Source organism: Salinilacihabitans rarus, from assembly GCF_024296665.1.
In the GTDB taxonomy this organism is placed as follows: domain Archaea; phylum Halobacteriota; class Halobacteria; order Halobacteriales; family Natrialbaceae; genus Salinilacihabitans; species Salinilacihabitans rarus.
The window spans coordinates 1,364,790-1,383,345 of record NZ_CP100762.1; the positions used below are offsets into that span (position 1 = coordinate 1,364,790).

At 71.3% G+C, this 18,556-nt stretch carries 15 protein-coding genes; 8 read left to right on the forward strand and 7 right to left on the reverse strand.

The annotated features are described in order from the left end of the window. The first annotated feature begins 43 nt into the window (after positions 1-43). Both NKG98_RS07200 and NKG98_RS07205 read left to right on the forward strand, forming a co-directional pair. On the forward strand, positions 44-1,300 hold the full coding sequence (locus NKG98_RS07200; protein WP_254768980.1) for a lactate racemase domain-containing protein: 1,257 nt from the start codon (positions 44-46) through the stop codon (positions 1,298-1,300). A gap of 43 nt (positions 1,301-1,343) precedes the next feature. Beyond that, positions 1,344-2,465, forward strand: coding sequence for an ion channel (locus NKG98_RS07205; protein WP_254768981.1), 1,122 nt, complete (start codon positions 1,344-1,346; stop codon positions 2,463-2,465). Position 2,466: 1 nt separating this feature from the next. On the opposite strand, the gene NKG98_RS07210 is transcribed toward NKG98_RS07205, so the two are convergent. After that, positions 2,467-3,438 carry an AIR synthase family protein gene (locus NKG98_RS07210; RefSeq protein WP_254768982.1) on the reverse strand — a complete coding sequence of 324 codons (972 nt, stop codon included), beginning with the start codon at positions 3,436-3,438 and terminating at the stop codon, positions 2,467-2,469. Positions 3,439-3,491: 53 nt separating this feature from the next. Then, positions 3,492-3,890 carry a DUF7522 family protein gene (locus NKG98_RS07215; RefSeq protein ID WP_254768983.1) on the reverse strand — a complete coding sequence of 133 codons (399 nt, stop codon included), beginning with the start codon at positions 3,888-3,890 and terminating at the stop codon, positions 3,492-3,494. 100 nt (positions 3,891-3,990) lie between these two features. Between NKG98_RS07215 and NKG98_RS07220 the strand changes: the two genes are divergently transcribed. After that, positions 3,991-4,746: an HAD family hydrolase gene (locus NKG98_RS07220; protein ID WP_254768984.1), complete on the forward strand. Its 756-nt coding sequence runs from the start codon at positions 3,991-3,993 to the stop codon at positions 4,744-4,746. A gap of 91 nt (positions 4,747-4,837) precedes the next feature. Here the strand turns inward: NKG98_RS07220 and NKG98_RS07225 are convergent, their stop codons facing one another. Next, entirely contained in the window at positions 4,838-6,052 is a 1,215-nt protein-coding gene (locus NKG98_RS07225) for an acyl-CoA dehydrogenase family protein (RefSeq protein ID WP_254768985.1), read from the reverse strand. 94 nt (positions 6,053-6,146) lie between these two features. Between NKG98_RS07225 and NKG98_RS07230 the strand changes: the two genes are divergently transcribed. Continuing rightward, a complete protein-coding gene (locus NKG98_RS07230) occupies positions 6,147-7,241 on the forward strand; it encodes a phosphotransferase family protein (RefSeq protein ID WP_254768986.1) in 1,095 nt (364 codons plus the stop codon). A gap of 12 nt (positions 7,242-7,253) precedes the next feature. On the opposite strand, the gene NKG98_RS07235 is transcribed toward NKG98_RS07230, so the two are convergent. The 4 genes from NKG98_RS07235 to NKG98_RS07250 all read right to left on the reverse strand — a co-directional run bounded on the left by NKG98_RS07235 (position 7,254) and on the right by NKG98_RS07250 (position 12,619). After that, positions 7,254-7,772: an Lrp/AsnC family transcriptional regulator gene (locus tag NKG98_RS07235; protein WP_254768987.1), complete on the reverse strand. Its 519-nt coding sequence runs from the start codon at positions 7,770-7,772 to the stop codon at positions 7,254-7,256. A gap of 52 nt (positions 7,773-7,824) precedes the next feature. Further along, positions 7,825-10,581: an ATP-dependent helicase gene (locus NKG98_RS07240; RefSeq protein ID WP_254768988.1), complete on the reverse strand. Its 2,757-nt coding sequence runs from the start codon at positions 10,579-10,581 to the stop codon at positions 7,825-7,827. Positions 10,582-10,644: 63 nt separating this feature from the next. Further along, the gene (locus tag NKG98_RS07245; RefSeq protein ID WP_254768989.1) at positions 10,645-10,899 is read right to left on the reverse strand and encodes a DUF8015 family protein; all 255 of its coding nucleotides are present in this window, start codon (positions 10,897-10,899) and stop codon (positions 10,645-10,647) included. Between the two features lie 85 nt (positions 10,900-10,984). Further along, a complete protein-coding gene (locus NKG98_RS07250; RefSeq protein WP_254768990.1) occupies positions 10,985-12,619 on the reverse strand; it encodes a potassium channel family protein in 1,635 nt (544 codons plus the stop codon). Between the two features lie 95 nt (positions 12,620-12,714). Here NKG98_RS07250 and NKG98_RS07255 point away from each other — a divergent pair, with 95 nt between their 5' ends. The 4 genes from NKG98_RS07255 to NKG98_RS07270 all read left to right on the forward strand — a co-directional run bounded on the left by NKG98_RS07255 (position 12,715) and on the right by NKG98_RS07270 (position 18,513). Beyond that, positions 12,715-13,617, forward strand: a complete 903-nt coding sequence (locus NKG98_RS07255) for a universal stress protein (protein ID WP_254768991.1) — start codon at positions 12,715-12,717, stop codon at positions 13,615-13,617. Positions 13,618-13,666: 49 nt separating this feature from the next. Then, positions 13,667-14,401 (forward strand): MBL fold metallo-hydrolase, encoded by a 735-nt coding sequence (locus NKG98_RS07260; RefSeq protein WP_254768992.1) that lies wholly within the window; start codon positions 13,667-13,669, stop codon positions 14,399-14,401. A gap of 132 nt (positions 14,402-14,533) precedes the next feature. Continuing rightward, positions 14,534-17,755: an efflux RND transporter permease subunit gene (locus NKG98_RS07265; RefSeq protein WP_254768993.1), complete on the forward strand. Its 3,222-nt coding sequence runs from the start codon at positions 14,534-14,536 to the stop codon at positions 17,753-17,755. Beyond that, on the forward strand, positions 17,752-18,513 hold the full coding sequence (locus NKG98_RS07270) for a TrmB family transcriptional regulator (RefSeq protein ID WP_254768994.1): 762 nt from the start codon (positions 17,752-17,754) through the stop codon (positions 18,511-18,513). Before NKG98_RS07265 ends, NKG98_RS07270 begins: the two co-directional genes overlap by 4 nt. Positions 18,514-18,556 lie beyond the last annotated feature (43 nt).

Here is an 18,556-nt window from a genome sequence, read left to right on the forward strand (position 1 = left end):
CCGCGGTCGCCGTCGTTTTGTCCCTCCCGCGCGAACGGCCGGTGTGACACGCGTCGAACTGCCCCTCGGGACGGGGACGGTCGCGGCCGCGTTCCCCGACTGCGAGGTGACGGTCGCCGACCCGCCCGGCGGCGCCCCCGTCGACGTCCGCGCGGCCGCCGAACGCGCGCTCGCCGACCCTCACGGCCCGCCGCTGGCCGACCGGGTCGACCCCGGCGACGAGGTCGCGGTCGTCGTCACCGACCGCACGCGGGCGGTCCCGGACGACGTCCTCCTCGACGTCCTCCTCGCGGAACTGGCCGACTGCGGCGTCCCCCGCGAGCGGGTGACGGTCGTGATCGGCCTCGGCCTCCACCGGCCGATGACCGACGCCGAGATCGAGTCGATGCTCGGCCCGCACGCCGATCTGGCGGTCAACCACGACCCGGAGGCGGTCGTCGAGGTGGGCGCGGTCGAGGGGAGCGAGACGCGCCGCGTCCCCGTCGAGATCGGACGCCCCGTCGCGGACGCCGACGTCGTCTGTTCGACCGGCGTCGTCGAGCCACACCAGTACGCGGGCTTCTCCGGCGGCGCGAAGACGGTCGCCATCGGCGCGGGGAGCGAGTCGCTGATCGGCTACACCCACGGCCCGGCGATGCTCGCGCGCGAGGGGGTCCGCCTCGGCCGGATCGAGGGCAACCCCTTCCGCGAGGCGATCGACGCGGCCGGCGACCTCGCCGGCGTCGAGTTCTGTCTGAACCTGACCCACGGCCCCGCGGGGGTCCTCGGCGTGAGCGCCGGCGACCACCGGGCGGTCGTCGCCGACCTCGCGGCCGTCGCCCGCGACGCGCTCTCGGTCCCGGTCCCCGCCGACCGCGCGTTCGACGTCGCCGTCTGCGGCGTCGGCGCGCCGAAGGACGCGACCCTCTATCAGGCGACGCGGGCGGCGACCTACGTCGCCCTCGGCGACCGGAACCCGCTGTGCGACGGCGGTCGACTCGTCGTCCCCGCGCGACTGGATGAGGGTGCGGGCGCGGGAACCGGCGAGCGCCGCTTCTACCGGCGCCTCCGGGAGGCGACGGACGCCGACGCGCTCTACGAGTCGATGCTGGACGGGTACGAACCCGGCGCCCAGCGGGCGTTCGTCGTCGCGCGCGTCCTCCGCGAGCACGACGTCTGGGTGACGAACAGTCGGGCCCCCGACGTCGTCGAGGAGTGCCTGCTGACCGCCGCGGACGACGTGACCGACGCCGTCGACCCCGGCGACGAGGTGCTCGTCGTGCCCGACGCGCTGAACGCGCTGCTGGTCGACGCCCGCTGACGGCCGGACGTACGCTTACTTCCGTCGGCGTGGTGGGCCCGGTATGCTCGAACGCCTCCGTCGGGGCGGCGCGCCCCGGATCGACGTCGCGATCGTCGGCGCGGTCGCGCTGGCCTCGATCGCGACGGGGCTGGCCGCGATGGTGACCGGGCCGGCGATCGAGGTGACGGCCGCGGCGGCGACCATCCAGCTGGTGACGTCGTTCACCGGCGTCGTCCTCGGCTTCGGCCTGCTCGCGGCGGCGTGGGGGATGCGCCGGGGGTACCGCCTCGCGTACCTCGTCGCGGCGGCGCTGGTCGCCCTCGAAGCGGTCCACGGCGTCGTCCACGCCCACCCACTCTCGATCCCGCTCGTCGCCCTCTCGGTCGCCGGGTTCGTCGTCCTCGTCCGGACCGGCCGGGCGTTCACGCGGTCGGTCTCGCTCACCGAGACCCAGATCGGCGCCGCCGTCGCTGTCGTCGCCTTCGTCGGCTACGGCACCGTCGGCGCCTACGTCCTCCGGGCCGAGTTCGCCGAGGTCGACGGCCTCGTCGACGCGCTGTACTTCACGCTCGTCACCGCGAGCACCGTCGGCTTCGGCGACGTCCACCCGACCGGCGACGGCGCCCGTCTCTTTACGATCTCGCTCGTCGCCCTCGGGCCGGCGACCGTCGCCGCCGCGATCGGCACGGTCGTCGCGCCCGCCCTCGAAGCCCGCCTCTCGCGGACCGGCAGGCGCGTCGCCGGCGCCGGGCGCGACGGCCGGGACGCGCGGGACGGGCGCGTCGTCGTCCTCGGCGACCGCGACCCCGGGGCCGTCGCCGTCGACGGCCTCGCGGACCGAACCTCGCTCGCGGTCGTGACGCGCGACGAGGCGTGGGCCCGCGACCTCGACGCCCGCGGCGTCGAGACCGTCGTCGGGGCGCCGACCGACGACGACGCGCTCGAACGGGCCGCCCTCGCGTCTGCGACGGCGGTCGTCGTCGCGACCGACGGGGAGACGGTGCCGTACGCGGTGCTGGCGGCGCGACGGGTCGTCCCGGAGGGCTACGTCGTCGCGCTCGCGCCGGCGGGACGGGCCGGGGATCTGGAGGCCGTCGGCGCGGACGTCGCGATCGACCCGCGAGGGGCGCTCGCGAGCGCGACCGCCGAGGCGGCCCTCGGCGGCGAGAACGAACGGGGGTGAGTCACTCGTCGGCGTCGGCCGCCGCCCACAGCGGGTAGAGGTCGTCCTCGACGGGGTCGGCGACCGTCTCGCCGTCGAGGTCGAGGACCGGGTCGCCCTCGCGGACGGCGCCGATCTCGGCGGCCTCGATCCCCGCGTCGGCGAGGGCGTCGAGGCAGTCGTCGACCGCCGACGCGGGGACGGTCGCCAGCAGCGCGCCGGAGCCGAAGATCCGCAGCGGGTCGACGCCGGCGGCGGCACAGAGCGTCCGCGTCGCCGCGCGCACCGGGACGTCGTCGCGGTCGACCGCGATCCGGACCCCCGAGGCGCGGGCGAGTTCGAGCAGGCCGGCGGCGACGCCGCCCTCGGTCGGGTCGTGCATCGCCGTCGCGTACTCGCGGACGATTCGGGCGTCGGGGACGACGCTGATCTCGGAGAGGAACCCTTCAGCGCGCTCGCGGACGTCGTCGGCGACCCCGAGGTCGTCGCCGAAGTCGGCCGCGAGGATGGCCGACCCCTCGACGCCGGCGGCCTTCGTCAGCAGGACGCGGTCCCCGGGTTCGGCGCCGCCGGTGGGGACGAACCGGTCGGTCGCGCCCATCGCCGTCAGCGAGACCAGCGGCCGCGAGAGCGCGTCGACGTACTCGGAGTGGCCGCCGACGATCGTCGCGCCGACCTCGCGGGCGGCGGCGTCGAGGTCGCGCGTGATCGAGTCGAGGACCCCCTCCTCGGGGAGCATGATGACGGCCGTCAGCCAGCGCGGGTCCGCCCCGGAGGCCGCGACGTCGTTGCAGGCGACGTGGACGCCGAGGGTGCCCACCTGCGAGGCCGCAAGCGAGATGGGGTCCGAACTGACCACGAGCGTCCCGCCGGGCCAGTCGATCGCCGCCGCGTCCTCGCCCTCGGCGGGGCCCTGCAACACCGTCTCGTCGGCCGCGCCCGTCCGGCCGAAGACGTGTGCGAGCAGGTCGTCGGGAGCTACCTTCCCGGGCATGGCACGAACTGGGGCCATTCGGGGCTTGTAGCTGTCGGAGTCGGCGAGCGCGCCTACGACCCGTCGTCCGCCCCGTCGATCCCGGCGAGGATCGGTTCGAGCGCGGACGCGAGTTCCTCGAAGCGCTCCATCGACATGTCGTCGGTCGTCACCCAGACGCCGCGGCGGTCGTGGACGACCCGCGTCAGGTAGCCGTACTCGAACATCCGGACCGTCGCCCGGTACGCTCCCAGTTGGGAGTTCCGGTAGGCGTTCTGGGCGTCGAAGCCCGCCCGCTCTTGTGCCGCGAAGCCGACGAGGTCGGCCGACCGTTCGAGGTCCGACCGGAGGTACAGCTGTTCGACGGCGTCGTCGGTGAAGTACGTGATGCTCCGGAGTTCGTCGCCGACGGCCGTCCGGGCCGCGCTCCGCAGCGCGTCCCCGGCCTCGGGCGTGAGGGGCCTGCCGTCCATGCCAGCGCGTACCACGGCGGTGCCCAAGACCGTAGGGGTGGTTCGCGGACGGCCACGCTTTTGGTCGCCGCGTGCGAGAGTCCGGCCGAGACGATCGACCGTGACGGACGACGAACCCGCAGACGAACGCGCGCGAGGGGTCGACGGTGCCGCGGCCACACCCCCCGACGGCTGGACGGCGGTCTTCTGGGACGTCGGCGGGGTGATCCTCGACCTCGACTCCGTCGGCGCGGCCCACCGGCGGTTCGTCGAGCGCCTCGTCGCGGAGCGCGACCTCGACGCGACGGTCGACGACGCCCTCGAGACGTGGCGCCGGACCGTCGGCGACTACTTCCGCGCCCGCGACGGCACCGAGTTCCGCCCCGCCCGCGAGGGGTACGCGCGAGGCGTCGCCGCCGTCGCCGGGCGCGAGGTTCCCGCCGCGGAGTGGCGCCCCCTGTTCGAGCGGGTCGCCGCCGAGGCGATCGAACCGGTCCCCGGCGCGGTCGAGGCGGTCGAGCGCCTCGCCGCGCGTGACCTCCACGTCGGCGTCGTCAGCGACGTCGACGCCGACGAGGGCCGGCGCATCCTGGAGACGTTCGGCGTCCGCGAGGCGTTCGACTCGATCACCACCTCCGAGGAGGTCGGCCGCACGAAACCCGACCCCGCGATGTTCGAGACGGCGCTCGACCGCGCGGGCGTCGCCCCCGGGCGGTCGCTGATGGTCGGCGACCGCTACGAACACGACGCGGCCGGCGCCGCCGCCCTGGGGATGCGGACGGCGACGCTGGGCGACGAGGACGGCCCCGCCGTCGACTACCGACTCGACTCGCCGCTGGAGGTACTCGAAATCGTCGACGGCGCGTCGGACGCGTGACGTCGCCCGCGAGGGCTACGCCGGGCGGCGGTCGTCCTCCGGCCGACGTCGCCGTCGACCCGCGCCCGGAGGTGGCGCTTCTTCCGCGCCGTTACTCGCGGAAGCGCAGCAGGCTCTCGACCTCGCGCTCGTCGACCTCGTCGAAGGCGTCGCGGGCGATCACCCGCCGGTGGACCTCGTCGGCGCCGTCGACGATGCGGAACGAGCGGACGTCCTCGTAGAAGTCGGCGACGGGCAGGTCCTTCCCGATGCCGTTACCGCCGCAGATCTGGACCGCGAGGTCGACCGCCTCCTGAGTGGCGTTCGCGGTGAACACCTTGCACATCGAGACGGGGACCCGCGCCTCCTCGCCCGCGGCGAGGCGGTCGGCGGCGTCGCGGACCATCGTCCGCGCGGCGTGGAGTCTCGTCTCGGCGTCGGCGACCTCGTGTCTGAGCGCCTGTTTCTCCGCCAGCGGATCGCCGAAGGCGTCGCGCTCGCTCGCGTAGGCCTTCGCGACGTCGAGCGCCCGCGTCGCCATCCCGGTAAAGCGCATGCAGTGGGTCAACCGCGCGGGGCCGAGGCGCTTCTGGGCGACGGCGAACCCCTGGTTCAGCCCGCCGAGCAGGTTCTCCTCGGGGACGCGAACGCCGTCGTAGCGGATCTCGGCGTGGCTCGACCCCGTCACGTTCCCCCCGAGGTGTTCGACGTCGCGGACGACCTCGACGCCGTCGGCGTCCGCGGGGACGAGGAAGATCGAACACCCGCGGTAGGGGTGGACGTCGGGGTCGGTGCGGGCCATCACCAGCAGGAGGTCCGCCTCCGCGCCGTTGGTCGTCCACCACTTGTGGCCGTCGATCACCCACTCGTCGCCGTCGCGCTCGGCGGTGGTCCGGATCATCTTCGGGTCCGACCCCGCGCCGGGGGTGGGTTCGGTCATCGAGAAGCCGGAGGTGATCTCGCCGGCGACGAGCGGACGGAGCCACTCGTCTTTCTGCTCGTCGGTGCCGACGAGTTCGATCGTGTGCATGTTCCCCTCGTCGGGGGCGGCGATCCGCATCGCGAGCGGCGCGAGGTAGCACCGCCCGGCCTCCTCGAACGCCGGGAGGACGTCCCGGAGGTCGAGGCCGAGGCCGCCGTACTCCGCCTCGATCTGCGGGGCGTAGATCCCGCGCTCGCGGGCCTCCTCGCGCAGTCGCTCGACCGTCTCGCCCGAGACGGGGCCGTCGCCGACGACCTCCCGCTCAGCCGGAATCGCCTCCTCTTCGACGAACGCCCGAACGTCCGCCGCCAGTTCCCGTGCTCGCTCGCCGTCGTCGTACTCCATGGTCGACCTACACAACAATGTAAAGTAAAAGTATGCCCGAAGCTATTTTTGGAAGGAACGCGTCGGGACGAGCGGACCGCGCGATCGATCCACCATGAGCGAGGACTACTACGACCGGCTCGTCGACGAGGAGGCGCTCGCGGCGTACCTCGAGGCCCACCTCGGACCGGCCGACGCCTACGACGTGGAACACCACCAGCAGGGCTTCTCGAACGAGACGCTGTTCGTCACCTGGGGCGAGCGCGACCTCGTCCTCCGGCGGCCGCCGCCGGGCGAGACCGCCGAGACCGCCCACGACGTCCTCCGGGAGTACGAGGTGACGGACACGCTCGTCGACACCGACGTCCCCGTGCCGGAGCCGCTTCTCGCCTGCGACGACGGCGACGTGATCGGCAGCGACTTCTACGTGATGGAACGGCTCGAGGGCGACGTCCTCCGGTGGTCCGAACCCGACTGGCTCGAAGACCCCGCCCGCCGCGAGCGCGTCGGCGAGGCGTTCGTCGACGGACTGGCGGCGATCCACGGGGTCGACCACGAGGCGGTCGGTCTCGGCGAGTTCGGCCGCCCGGCGGGCTACACCCGCCGGCAGGTCGACCGCTGGGGGAAGCAACTCGCGTGGGCGTTCGAGCGCACCGCCGACGAGCGCGAGGTGCCGACCCTCGACGAGGTCGGCGCGTGGCTCGACGAGCACTGCCCGGAGGAACACCCCCGCGCGCTCGTCCACGGCGACTACAAACTCGACAACGTGATGTTCGCGCCGCCGGGGACCGACCGGACCGGCGCCGAGACCGAACGCGACCGCCCGGAACTGGTCGGCGTCTTCGACTGGGAGATGAGCACCCTCGGCGACCCGCGGGCCGACCTCGGCTGGACGCTCGCCTACTGGCGCGACCCCGGCGACCCCGACCCCGCGGTGCCGGAGTTGACGCCGACGTTCATGGAGGCCGAGGGCTACCCCACCCGCCGCGACCTCGTCGACCGCTGGGAGGCCGAAACCGGCCTCGCGTTCGAACACGAGCGCTTCTACCGGACGCTCGCGGTCTACAAACTGGCGGCGCTCGGGGAGATGTTCTTCCGGCGCCACCTGGAGGGCAACGCGGACAACCCGATGTACCCGCTGATGGAAGAGCGCGTCCCCGCGATGGCCGAGCGGGCCGAGCGCATCGTCGACGGCGGGGAGCCGCTGTGAAGCCGGCGGGGTTCAGTCGCCGTCTTCGAGCAGGGCCTCGAAGACGCTCGGGTCGGTCCGGAACTTGAGCACGTTGTGGACCGCCGAGTTGCGGACGTTCGCGACCACCTCCCCGTGTTCCTTGTAGAACTCGTGGATCCACCGCGAGGACGCCTCGGCGTCGCGGAACATCATCACCGTCTTCCACTGGTACTCGCCGTCCGAGAGGAAGAAAAAGAGCGTGTGCTCGTCCTCGCGGACGTGCTCCATCGCCTCGCGCCAGCCGTCGGCGAACCCCGAGGGGTCGAACTTGAACTCGAACAGCGCGAAGACGTAGTAGGCCTCGTTCGGAACGATCGCCTCCCGGAAGACGCCCTCCTCGCGCATCCGGCGGATCGACTCGCTGACGGTGACGTGTGAGACGTCGATGTCGTACTCCGCGGCGAGGACGTCGGTCAACTCCCGCGAGGACAGTTGCGGGTCGGCCGCGAGTTCGGTCAGGATCGCGACGTCCCGCTCCGAGAACTCCCAGTCCGGCGCGTCGTCGGCCATGCCGGCCTTTCTCGCGTTACCGAGGTGTTCGTTTCGGTCGCCGGTCCCGCGCTCAGTCCTCGGCGGCCAGCCCCGACAGCGACTCCTCGCCGATCTCCTCCAAGACGCGCTCGTGGAACGCCCGCAGCGCCGCGCTCTCGTCCTCGGCGAGGACGACGTCGCTTGCCGACAGCGTCGCCAGCCCGAACGCCCGCGGGGTGGGCGAGTCGAGGAGGGTCCGTTCGACGTCGATCTCGCCGGCGTCGATCGCCTCGACCACGTCCTCGATCTCGGCGACGTTGAGTTTGTCCGCCAGTATCTCGCGGTAGGTCTCCTCGATCACCGCGAAGTCGTCGAGGTCCTCGGCGAACCCCAGTAGCATCTCGCTGGAAACCTGCTGTTCGCTCGCGGACTTCTCGTAGCCTTTGTACCGCTTTAAGATCATCAGCGAGCGGGTGGCGTTGATCCGGAAGTACCGCTGTAGCAGGTCGGTCCCCGACAGCGCTCGCCGGAGGTCCGCGCGTACGTCGTCGGGGTCGAGGTCCGCGAGGATCGCTTCGAGGTCGACCTTGCGGTTCAGCGGCATCGAGAGGACGACGCCGTTGTCGGCGACCGCCACGCGCACGTTGGCGGTGGCCTCTTGGGCACAGCGGTACGCGAGCAGCCGCGAGAAGCCGTCGTTGAACTTCCGGCCGTAGCCCGAGTGGACGTAGTAGTGGCGTTCGTACTCCTCGCGGTCGCGGACCACCTCGATCGACAGCCGCCCGTCCGTGCTCACGCTCTCGGGGCCGGCGTACCTGAGCTGGTGGTCGAACAGCCGGCTGATCGCCCGCACGCTGTGGTCGTCAAGCGGGAACTCCCGCAGCCACGCGCGCACCCGGGGCGGACCGCCCGCCTCGTAGTGGTCGAGCAGGTCGCGCTGGAACGCGAGGATCTCGCGGCCGAGGTCGTACGACAGCGGCAACCGCTCGGAGTACCACGACGGGACGGTCGGGCGGGCGCTCGTGCGGTCGACGTACACCTTCGATCCCCGCCGGTAGCGGTACTCGAAGCGGTCGCCCCCGAGGACGAAGACGTCGCCTTTCTCCAGGGTGTCGAGGTAGTTCTCGTCGAGTTGGCCGACCCACTCGTCGCTCGACCGGGTGAAGACGTCACAGGAGAACGAGTCCGGGATGGTCCCGACGTTGGTCATGTAGATCACCCGGGCGAGCCGGCCCCGCTTGCCGATCAGGGGCTCGCCGACGGGGAAGTCGTCGTAGTGGTACTCGCCGTCGGGCGGGTCGTTCTCGTCGCGCCAGACCTTCGCGTAGACGTTTCGGTCCTCCATCCCGGCGTAGTCGGCGGTGAGGTACCGCACGAGTGACTCGTACTCCGCCTCGGAGTAGTTCCGGTAGGGGTAGGCTCGCCGGAGGATCGCCCGCACCTCCCGCTCCGGGCGCACCTCGGCGATGGCCATCCCGTAGACGTGCTGGGCGGCGACGTCCTGGGCGTTCTCGGGGATCGAGACGGAGTCGACGAACCCCTCCTCGGCCTTCTTCAGCATCACCGCACACTCGAGCAGTTCGTCCCGGTCGAGGGCGATCACCCGGCCGGTCACCGTCTGGCCGACGCGGTGGCCCGCCCGGCCGACCCGCTGGAGCAACGCGGCGACGCTCTTGGGCGAGCCCACCTGCACGACGAGGTCGACGTGGGGCATGTCGATGCCCAGTTCGAGCGAGGTCGAACTCGTCACGACGTCGAGGTCGCCGGCTTTCAACCGCTCCTCGACGCGGTGGCGGACGTCCTTCGAGAGGCTGCCGTGGTGGCAGGCGGAGTTGTCCTCGTCGTAGTCGTCGAACCGCTCGCGAAGTTCGTGTAACACCCGTTCGGCCCCCGAGCGGGTGTTCGTGAACACGAGGGTGTTCGTGTGCGTCTGGACGTGTTCGTGGAGGGTTCGGTAGAAGCGGTCCTGGACGACCTCCCGGGACGTGTGGATCAGGTCGTCCGCGGGACACTCCAGTTCGAGGTCGAACTCGCGGGCGAAGCGAGCGTCGACGATCTCGTACGGGCGGGGCTCGCCCCTCGGCTCCTCGCGGCCGACGAGGAACTCGGCGACCCGCGACAGCGGCTCGATCGTCGCCGAGCAGCCGATCCGCGTGATCCCGCCGTCGGCCAGCGCCTCGAGGCGTTCGAGGCCCACCGACAGGTGGGTGCCACGCTTGCCCGCCGCGAGCGAGTGGATCTCGTCGACGATGACGTACTCCACCGTCCGGAGCTTCTCGCGGAACTTCGGCGAGTTGAGCAGGATGGCGAGCGTCTCCGGCGTCGTGTTGAGGATGTGTGGCGTCTCGTCTAGCATCTTCTGGCGCGTGCTCGAATCCGTGTCGCCGTGGCGGATGGCGTGGCGGATCTCGCCGACGTCGGCGCCGCGCTCCTCGATGATCGAGGTGATGCCGTCGAGTGGCAGTTCGAGGTTCCGGTGGATGTCGTTGGCGAGTGACTTCAGCGGCGAGACGTAGAGGCAGTAGACCGAGTTGTCGAGGCCGTCTCGGCTCTCCTGCTCGCGGCGGAACAGTTCGTTGATGATCCCGGTAAACGACGCGAGCGTCTTTCCCGACCCGGTCGGCGCACAGATCAGCGTGTTCGTCCCCTCGTGGATCTTCGGGATCGCGTCCCGCTGTGGCGGCGTGAAGAAGCCGCCGTTTTCGGGGACGTACTCGCCGAACGCGCCGAGCCACCACTCGCGGACTGCGGGTTCGAGTAGCCCGAAGACGTCGGCGTCCTCGATCTCGACGGCGTCCGGGTCGAACGGCACCTCCTCGGCCGACACCGGCGGCTCGCTCCCGTCCATCACCGTCGTCTGTGCTCCGCGCGGATAAGAGGGTTTGGCCACCGGAACGAAAGTGATCCGGCCTCAGTAGACGGCCGCCGCCACCAGCGTGACGACGATGACGTGCCAGACGACCACGGCTACCTTGGCGCGCCGGGGCGTCGTGGGGATCGGCGGGTTCCGGTAGATCGCCTCGTAGACGAACGCGGTCGCCGCGAGCGACCCGGCGGCGAGGCCGGCCTCGAAGCTAATCGACGTCGCGAGGCCGAGCGCGGCCCCGAGCAGCACGCAGGCCGGAATCCCCCAGAGGATCCGGTCGTAGTAGTCGACGGTGGGCATCGTCCGTCACGGTCGATGGTTCGGGTCGGCCGCGCAAAAGTCCCGGATCGATCCCCAGCCAGCGGGAACCGGCCACCTCGGCGACTCACGCGCCGAAGATGCGATCGAACTCGGCGACGCTCTCGTCGGTGCCGGCCAGCACGAGTTCGTCGTCGGCCTCGATCCGCAGCGACCCCGGGTCGAAGTCCGTGATCGTCTCGCCGTCCGTGACGACCCCGAGGACGGTCGCGCCGGTCCTCGCTCGCACGTCCGCCTCGACGATCGTCCATCCCGATAGCCCGTCCGCCGGCACCCGGACCACCTGAATGCGCGTGTCGTAGGCGAGTACCTCCTCGTCCTCGAAGACGGTCGAGGCGAGCATCCGGCCGCTGACGGTCGCGAGCGACTGAACGTAGTCGGCGCCCGCCCGGTAGAGCCTGCGGACGTTCGACTCGTCGTTCGCCCGGACGACGATTTCGACGTCGGGGTTCAGGTCGCGCGCGATCAGCGTCGCGAAGACCGCGGTGGTGTCGTCGCCGAGGCCGAGCAGCAGCGCCGAGGCGCCCTCGATGCCGGCCTCGGTCAGCACGTCGGGGTCCCGCGCGTCGCCGACGACGTCTACCTCTTCCCCGGCCTCGCGGTCGAGCACCGTGATCTCGGTTCCGGTCGGCTCCAGCACGGCGTAGGCGGCCGCCCCCGTCTGTCCGAACCCCGCGACGATCGCCTGCCGCGGCGCGAACGGGCGGACGGGCGCGGTCGTCTCCTCGCGGAACTCGGCGAGCCGATCGGGTTCGCCGGCCACCAGCAGGGTCGTCCCGGCCGTCAGCGTCTCCGCGGGGTCGACCGGGCTCTCGAAGTCGCCGTCGAACCACGCGCCGATCACGTTGAGGCTGAACCGCTCCCGAATCCGTGCGTCGGAGAACTGCTCGTCACAGAGGTCGCTGTCGGCGGTCAGGGTCAGTTCGATCAGCCCGAAGTCCTCCCCGATCTCGACGGCGTCGTCGACGGACGTGGTGACGGCGGTCGGAATCTGGCTCGCGAGGCTCTCGCCGAGGAGCCGTCGCGGCGAGAGCACCTCGTCGGCGCCGGCGGCGCGGTGGTAGCGCGCGAGGTCCGGGTCCTCGACGAGCGTGATGACGCGCGCGTCGGGGTCGACCTCCCGGGCCGACAGGACGATGCTCGCGTTCGCGTCGTCGGCCGAGTCGGCGACGACGGCCCGCGCCTCGTCGATGCCCGCGTTCCCGAGGACCGCGGGCGACTGCGGGTCGCCGTGGACGACGGGGTGGTCGGCGCTCAACTCGAGGGCGCGGTCGTGATCCGGTTCGACGACGACGTACTCGTAGTCTTTCGACTGCAGTTCCTCGACGAACGCCCGACCGCGCGGGGAGAACCCGCAGAGCACCACGTGGTCGGCGGCGTCGGGCGCGGTCGTCGGCGGCGACACCGAGAGGGCCTCCCGGAGCCACGGGATGGCGAAGATGTCGACCCCGGTCAGGATGAGTCCGATCCCGGCCAGCATCATGCTGATCACGAGCAGGTGCATCTGGGGGGTCTCCCAGCCCGCGTCCTCGCCGTAGCCCGTGGTGGTGAACGTCTGGAAGACGATTTCGAGCGAGTGGTAGAGCGGTTGCGGCTCCCCCTCCCACGCCGCCATCCCGTAGTTGTACGCGAGCGTGTAGGCGGCCGTCGTCAGCGCGACCAGTCCGAGGTACTGGAGCATCCGCCGTCTGACCGGAGACATCATCGGCTCTTTTCGGTCGGCGCCAATAACGCTCCGGATCGGTGTTGGACGTTGCGTTGGACAGTTGTATACGCGGGCGCGTCGAACGGACGCGTATGTACCGACGCATCCTCGTCCCGGTCGACGGCAGCGCGTGCGCGACGGCGGCCCTCGAGTACGCGGCCGCCGTCGCCGCCGACGTGGGAGCGACCGTCCACGTCGTCCACGTCGTCGACCCCACCCCCGAGGGCGACGACCGCCTCGCCCCCGACGACCTCGCCGCGTTCGACGAGGCCGGGGCGTCGCTGCTCGAGACGTCGGTCGAACGGGCCGAGCGGGCCGGCGCCGCGGCGGTCGCCGAGGCGTGCAGGGGGGAGCCGGGGCCGGCGATCCTCGAACAGGCGAGCGAGCGCGACGCCGACCTGATCGTCGTCGGGACCCACGGCCGGAGCGGGATTCGGCGGTTCTTCCTCGGCAGCGTCGCCGAACACGTGCTGCGCGGCGCCGACGTGCCGGTGGTGACCGTCCGGGAGGGGACCGCCGAGGCGGCGTCGTGGCCCCCCGAGCGCGTCGTCGTCGCGACCGACGGGAGCGAGTTCGCGCGGACCGCCCTCGAGGAGGCCGTCGCGGTCGCGGCCGAGTGCGACGCGACGGTGTCGCTCCTCTCGGTCGTCGACGCGACCGACCCGGGGTTCGATATCCGGCCGGCGCGGACGCGCGAACGGCTCGAAACCGCCGCGCGCGACCGCGTCGACGACGCCGCGGCGCGCGCCCGGGACGCGGGCGCGCCGGCGGTCGAGACGGTCGTCCGCTTCGGCGTCGTCTTCGAGGAGATCGTCGCGTTCGCCGACGAGCGCGACGCCGACCTCGTCGCCGTCGGGACCCGCGGCCGGGGCGGCGTCGGGCGGACCCTCCTCGGGAGCGTCGCCGAGCGGATCGTCCGTGGCGCGCCCGTCCCGGTGGTGACCGTCTCGCGGGCGCGCTCCGGCGCGTCCGCGGCCGACGGCGACGCGTCCTGAACCGCCGGCCGACGCAACCCTTTTCCACCGCCCCGCCACACTGCCGTCCATGCGCGTCACGTTCCTCGGAACCGGCGCCGCGTTGCCCACGGGCGAGCGGTTCCAGACCGGCATCCTCGTACAGGAGGCGGGCCGGAGCCTGCTGGTCGACTGCGGCAGCGGCGTCCTCCACCGCCTCCAGCAGTCCGGCGTCGGCCACGAGGCCGTCTCGACCGTCCTCCTCACACACCACCACCTCGACCACGTCGCCGACCTGCTGCCGCTGATGAAAGCGCGCTGGCTCGCCGGCGAGGAGCACCTCGAAGTCGTCGGCCCGCAGGGGACGAAGGGGCTCGTCGACGGCCTGCTGTCGGTCCACGAGTACATGCAGGACAAACTCGACTTGCAGGTCCGCGAGGTCGTCCCCGGGGAGTTCTCGGTCGCCGGCTTCGACGTCTCGGCCTACGAGACGCGCCACTCGCTGCCGTGTCTGGCCTACCGATTCGACGACCGGTTCACGTTCAGCGGCGACAGCGAGGCGTTCGCGGGACTTGCGAACTTCGCCGACGGGTCGGCCGTGCTGGCCCACGACTGCTCGTTCCCCGACGAGGTCGACGTCTCGAACCACCCGACGCCCGAGCAACTCGGCCGGGCGCTCGCCGGTCGCGAGATCGGTCGCGTCTACCTCACCCACCTCTACCCCCACACGACCGGCAAGCACGCCGAGATGCGCAATTCGATCGCCGCCCACTACGACGGCGACGTCCGGTTCGCCGAGGACCTCCAGACGGTGACGATCGAGTGAGTCGCGACCGCCCGCCGCTCGCGCGACCGGTGTTAGTTGGAGAATAACAACACCTATATCACCGTCCGCTCAGTACCACCCTCAACGAATGAGATCGACTGTCGAGTTCGCGACGAACCGAGGTGACCGTCGGTGAGTCTCCCCGATCGGATCGCCGGCGCGATCACGTCCCACTCGAGGATCGTCCTCGTCGCGTTGCTGTTGACGACGGCGCTGGTCGGGGCCGGCGCGCCGATGGTCGACGACGACTCGTCGCTCGACCAGTTCGAGAGCGACTCGCCCGAGGGCGAGGCACTCGAGTACGCACAGGGGAACTTCACGGTCGAGGATCAGGAGAACACGACGACGGTACAGGTGATCGTCCGGGACGATAACGTCCTGACGCGGGAGTCGCTCGTCTCCACGCTCGAGTTCCAACGGGAGATACGGAACACCGAGTCGATCAACGCGACGCTCGTCGAGGACGACCCGACCGTCGGCGTCGCGAACCTCGTGGCGACGACCGCGATCCGCGGGGAGCAGGCCGACGACCTCGCCGAGCGCGGCGCGGAACTCGAGACGCGAAGCGAGGAACTCAACGAGACCGCCGCGGAACTTGAGACGCGCAGCGCGGAACTCAACGAGACCGCCGCGGAACTGGAGGCGGGACTGAACGAGACCGTCGCGCTGGAGACGCGGTACGCCGAGTTGAACGCCTCCTACGAGGCCGGCGAGATCAGCGAGTCGGAGTACGAGGCGCGAGCGGCCGAGATCGAGGGCGAGTTCGACCGCGTCTACGAGGAGGCGACCGCCGACTTCGGCTCCGAACAGTCGGCGCGGTACGCCGAGGCGATGGCGAACGCGCGGGCGATCCAGTCGCAACTCGTCGAACTCGAACGGGCGTACGAGGCCGGCGAGATCACCGAGGCGGAGTACGAGGACCGCTCGGACGACCTCGAAAGCCGGCTCGAAGAGGTGTACGTCCAGGGCACCCGAGGGGTGCTCCGGGAGGAGTTCGAACGCCTCGAAGCGGACAGCGAGGAACTCGAAGCCGACTTCGAGGACCTCGAAGCCGACTTCGAAGACCTCGAGGAGGACCGCGAGGAACTCGAAGACGCCGGTTCGCCGCCGCTCGACGAACAGATCGAGAAACTCGAGTCGATGAACGACTCCGAGTACGAGGAGACGCTCGTGGACGTTCTCTCGGACGACGACGACGGCGGGCCGGGCGGCGACCTCGCGTTGCGCCTGATGCCGGCCTCCTACGATCCGGGCTCGACGGAGGCGGACGCGCGGATGCTGTTCGTCACGCAGTCGACCGAGAGCGGCGAGTTCCAGGGGCCGGGCTCGGTCGACGACCGGACCGTCGACAGTCAGCTCGAACTTCGCGAACTGGCCGACGCGCACGACCAGGAGATGCTCGTCTTCGGCTCCGGGATCATCACCGACGAGATCGACCGGTCGATGGGCGACAGCTTGGCGCTCGTCGCGCCGCTCGCACTGTTGTTCGTCGTCGCCGCGCTGCTGGTGGCCTATCGCGACCCGCTTGACATCGTCCTCGGGGTCGCGGGCATCTTCGTCGTGTTGCTCTGGACGTTCGGCTTCATGGGCTGGACGGGGATCGCGTTCAACCAGATGTTCGTCGCCATCCCCGTTCTGCTGATCGGGCTCTCGATCGACTACGCGATCCACGTCTTCATGCGACACCGGGAGCAACGCGAGGCGCGTAGCGCCTCGGATACGCGAACGGGGAGCGAGCCGACCCGTGAGCAACGCGAGGTAGACGCCGCCGGCGACGTCCGCGGCTCGATGACCGTCGCGCTCGCGGGCGTCGGCGTCGCGCTCGTCTGGGTGACCGCGACGACGGTGATCGGCTTCCTCTCGAACCTCGTCAGCCCCATCGGGCCGATCCGCGAGTTCGGCCTCGTCAGCGCGTTCGGCATCCTCGCGGCGATGGTCGTCTTCGGCGCGCTGATCCCCGCCGCGAAGGTCGGGATCGACTCGTGGCTCGAAGCCCGCGGCGTCGACCGGCGCAAGCGGGCGTTCGGCACCGGCGGCGGCCGCCTCGCGGGCGCGCTCTCGGTGGGCGCGGTCGCCGCCCGGCGGGCGCCGATCGCCGTCCTGCTCGTCGTCGCGCTCGTGACCGCGGGCGGGGTCTACGGCGCGACGCAGGTCGACACCAGTTTCGAACAGGAGGACTTCCTCGCGGACGACCCGCCGGGCTGGACCGAGAGCCTCCCCGAACCGTTCCGGCCGGGCGAGTACGACGCCAAGGGAGACCTCGAGTACGTCAACGAGAACTTCCAGCGCCAGGACTCGGAGGCGCAACTGCTCGTCAGAGACGACGTCACCGACGACCGGACGTTAGAGCGGATCGCGGCGGCCGAGGACGACGCCGCGGGCGGCGACGTGGTGTACGTACTGGCCAGCGGGGAGGCGGGCGTCCGCAGTCCGCTGTCGGTCATGGAGGACGTCGCGGCCGACAACGAGTCGTTCAACGAGTCGTTCACCGCGGCCGACACCGACGGCGACGGCGTCCCCGACGAGGACGTCGAGGCGCTGTACGACGAACTCTACGAGGTCGACTCCGGGGCCGCCCAGGACGTCATCTACCGCGCCGACGGCGAGTACGAGGCCGTCCGACTGGTCGTCTCGATCAAAGGCGACGCCTCGAGCGGCGCGACGACCGACGAGATGCGCGCCATCGCCGCCGACTTCGAGGCCGACGGCCCGTGGTCGGTCGTCGCGACCGGCGACCCCATCGTCAACTACGTCGTCGAACAGGACCTGCTCGACACGGTGCTCGAGAGCCTGCTGATCACGCTCGTTGCCTGTCTGACGTTCCTCACCGTCGCCTACCGGCTGACGGGCAACGGCGCGGTCCTCGGCGCCGTGACCCTGCTGCCGGTCGCGCTCGCGGTCAGCTGGATCCTCGGGACGATGTACCTCATCGGGATGCCGTTCAACGTCCTGACGGGGATGATCACCAGCCTGACGATCGGCCTCGGCGTCGCCTACAGCATCCACATCAGCGCGCGTTACACCCTCGAACTCGACCGGCAGGGGACGATCCGGGACGCCATGCGCACGACGGTGACGGGCACCGGCGGCGCCCTGCTCGGCAGCGCGGCGACCACCGTCGGCGGCTTCGGCGTCCTCGCAGTCGCCATCCTCCCCGCGCTCGAACAGTTCGGGATCATCACGGCGCTGACGATCGTCTACGCGTTCCTCGCGAGCGTGCTCGTCCTGCCGACGCTGCTCGTCCTCTGGACGCGGTACCTCGGTCCGGACGTCCCGTTCGAGGCGCCCGCGGCCCCGACCGCGCGGCCGGCCAGCGACGGCGGCAGCCCGGACGACGGGGGTGACGATCGGTGAACGTCGACGAGGCCGACGCGCTGGCGGCGTTCGAGCGCCTCGGCCTCACGAGCTACGAGGCGAAGGTCTTCATCGGTCTGCACCGCATCGGCTCGGGAACTGCCCGGGACGTCGCCCAGGTCGTCGACGTCCCGCGGTCGCAGGTGTACGGCGTCGCCGAAACCCTCGAGGAGCGAGGACTGCTCGAAGTCCAGCAGTCGAGCCCCATCCGTTACCGGCCGGTGAGCGTCGAGGAGGCCCGCGAGATCCTGCGCGAGCGCTTCGAGAACGAGCAGGAGCGGGCGTTCGAGTACGTCGAGGCCGTCCGCCGGGAGCCAAACGGCCAGGAGGAACAGGAGGACATCTGGACGGTCCGGGGGAGCGATCGGGTCGACGACCGCGTCGTCGACCTCCTCTCCAGTGCCGATCGACGGATCGTCTTCGGCACGCGCCTGCCGGAACTGCTCACCGACGACATCGGGGCGGCACTCGAAGAGCGCGCCGATGCAGGCGTCACCGTCCTCGGCGTTAGCTGGACCGAGGCGGTCCGCGATCGGCTCCACGAACTCGCGGGCGTCGACGTCTTCAAACCGCCCGGCCATCGGCAGGGCGACGATCGATCGGGGCGGATCGTCATCGTCGACGACGACGGCGTCCTGCTCTCGGTCGTCGACGACGACGGAAGCGAGACCGCGATCTGGAGTTCCGGCTCGCTGTTCGCGTCCGTGTTGATCCAGCTCATCGAGTTAGACGAGAAGACGCTGCTGGAGTCGTGTTGAACGGGACCGGCGCTCGCGTGCGGGGCGAGCGATCTGTGCCGTC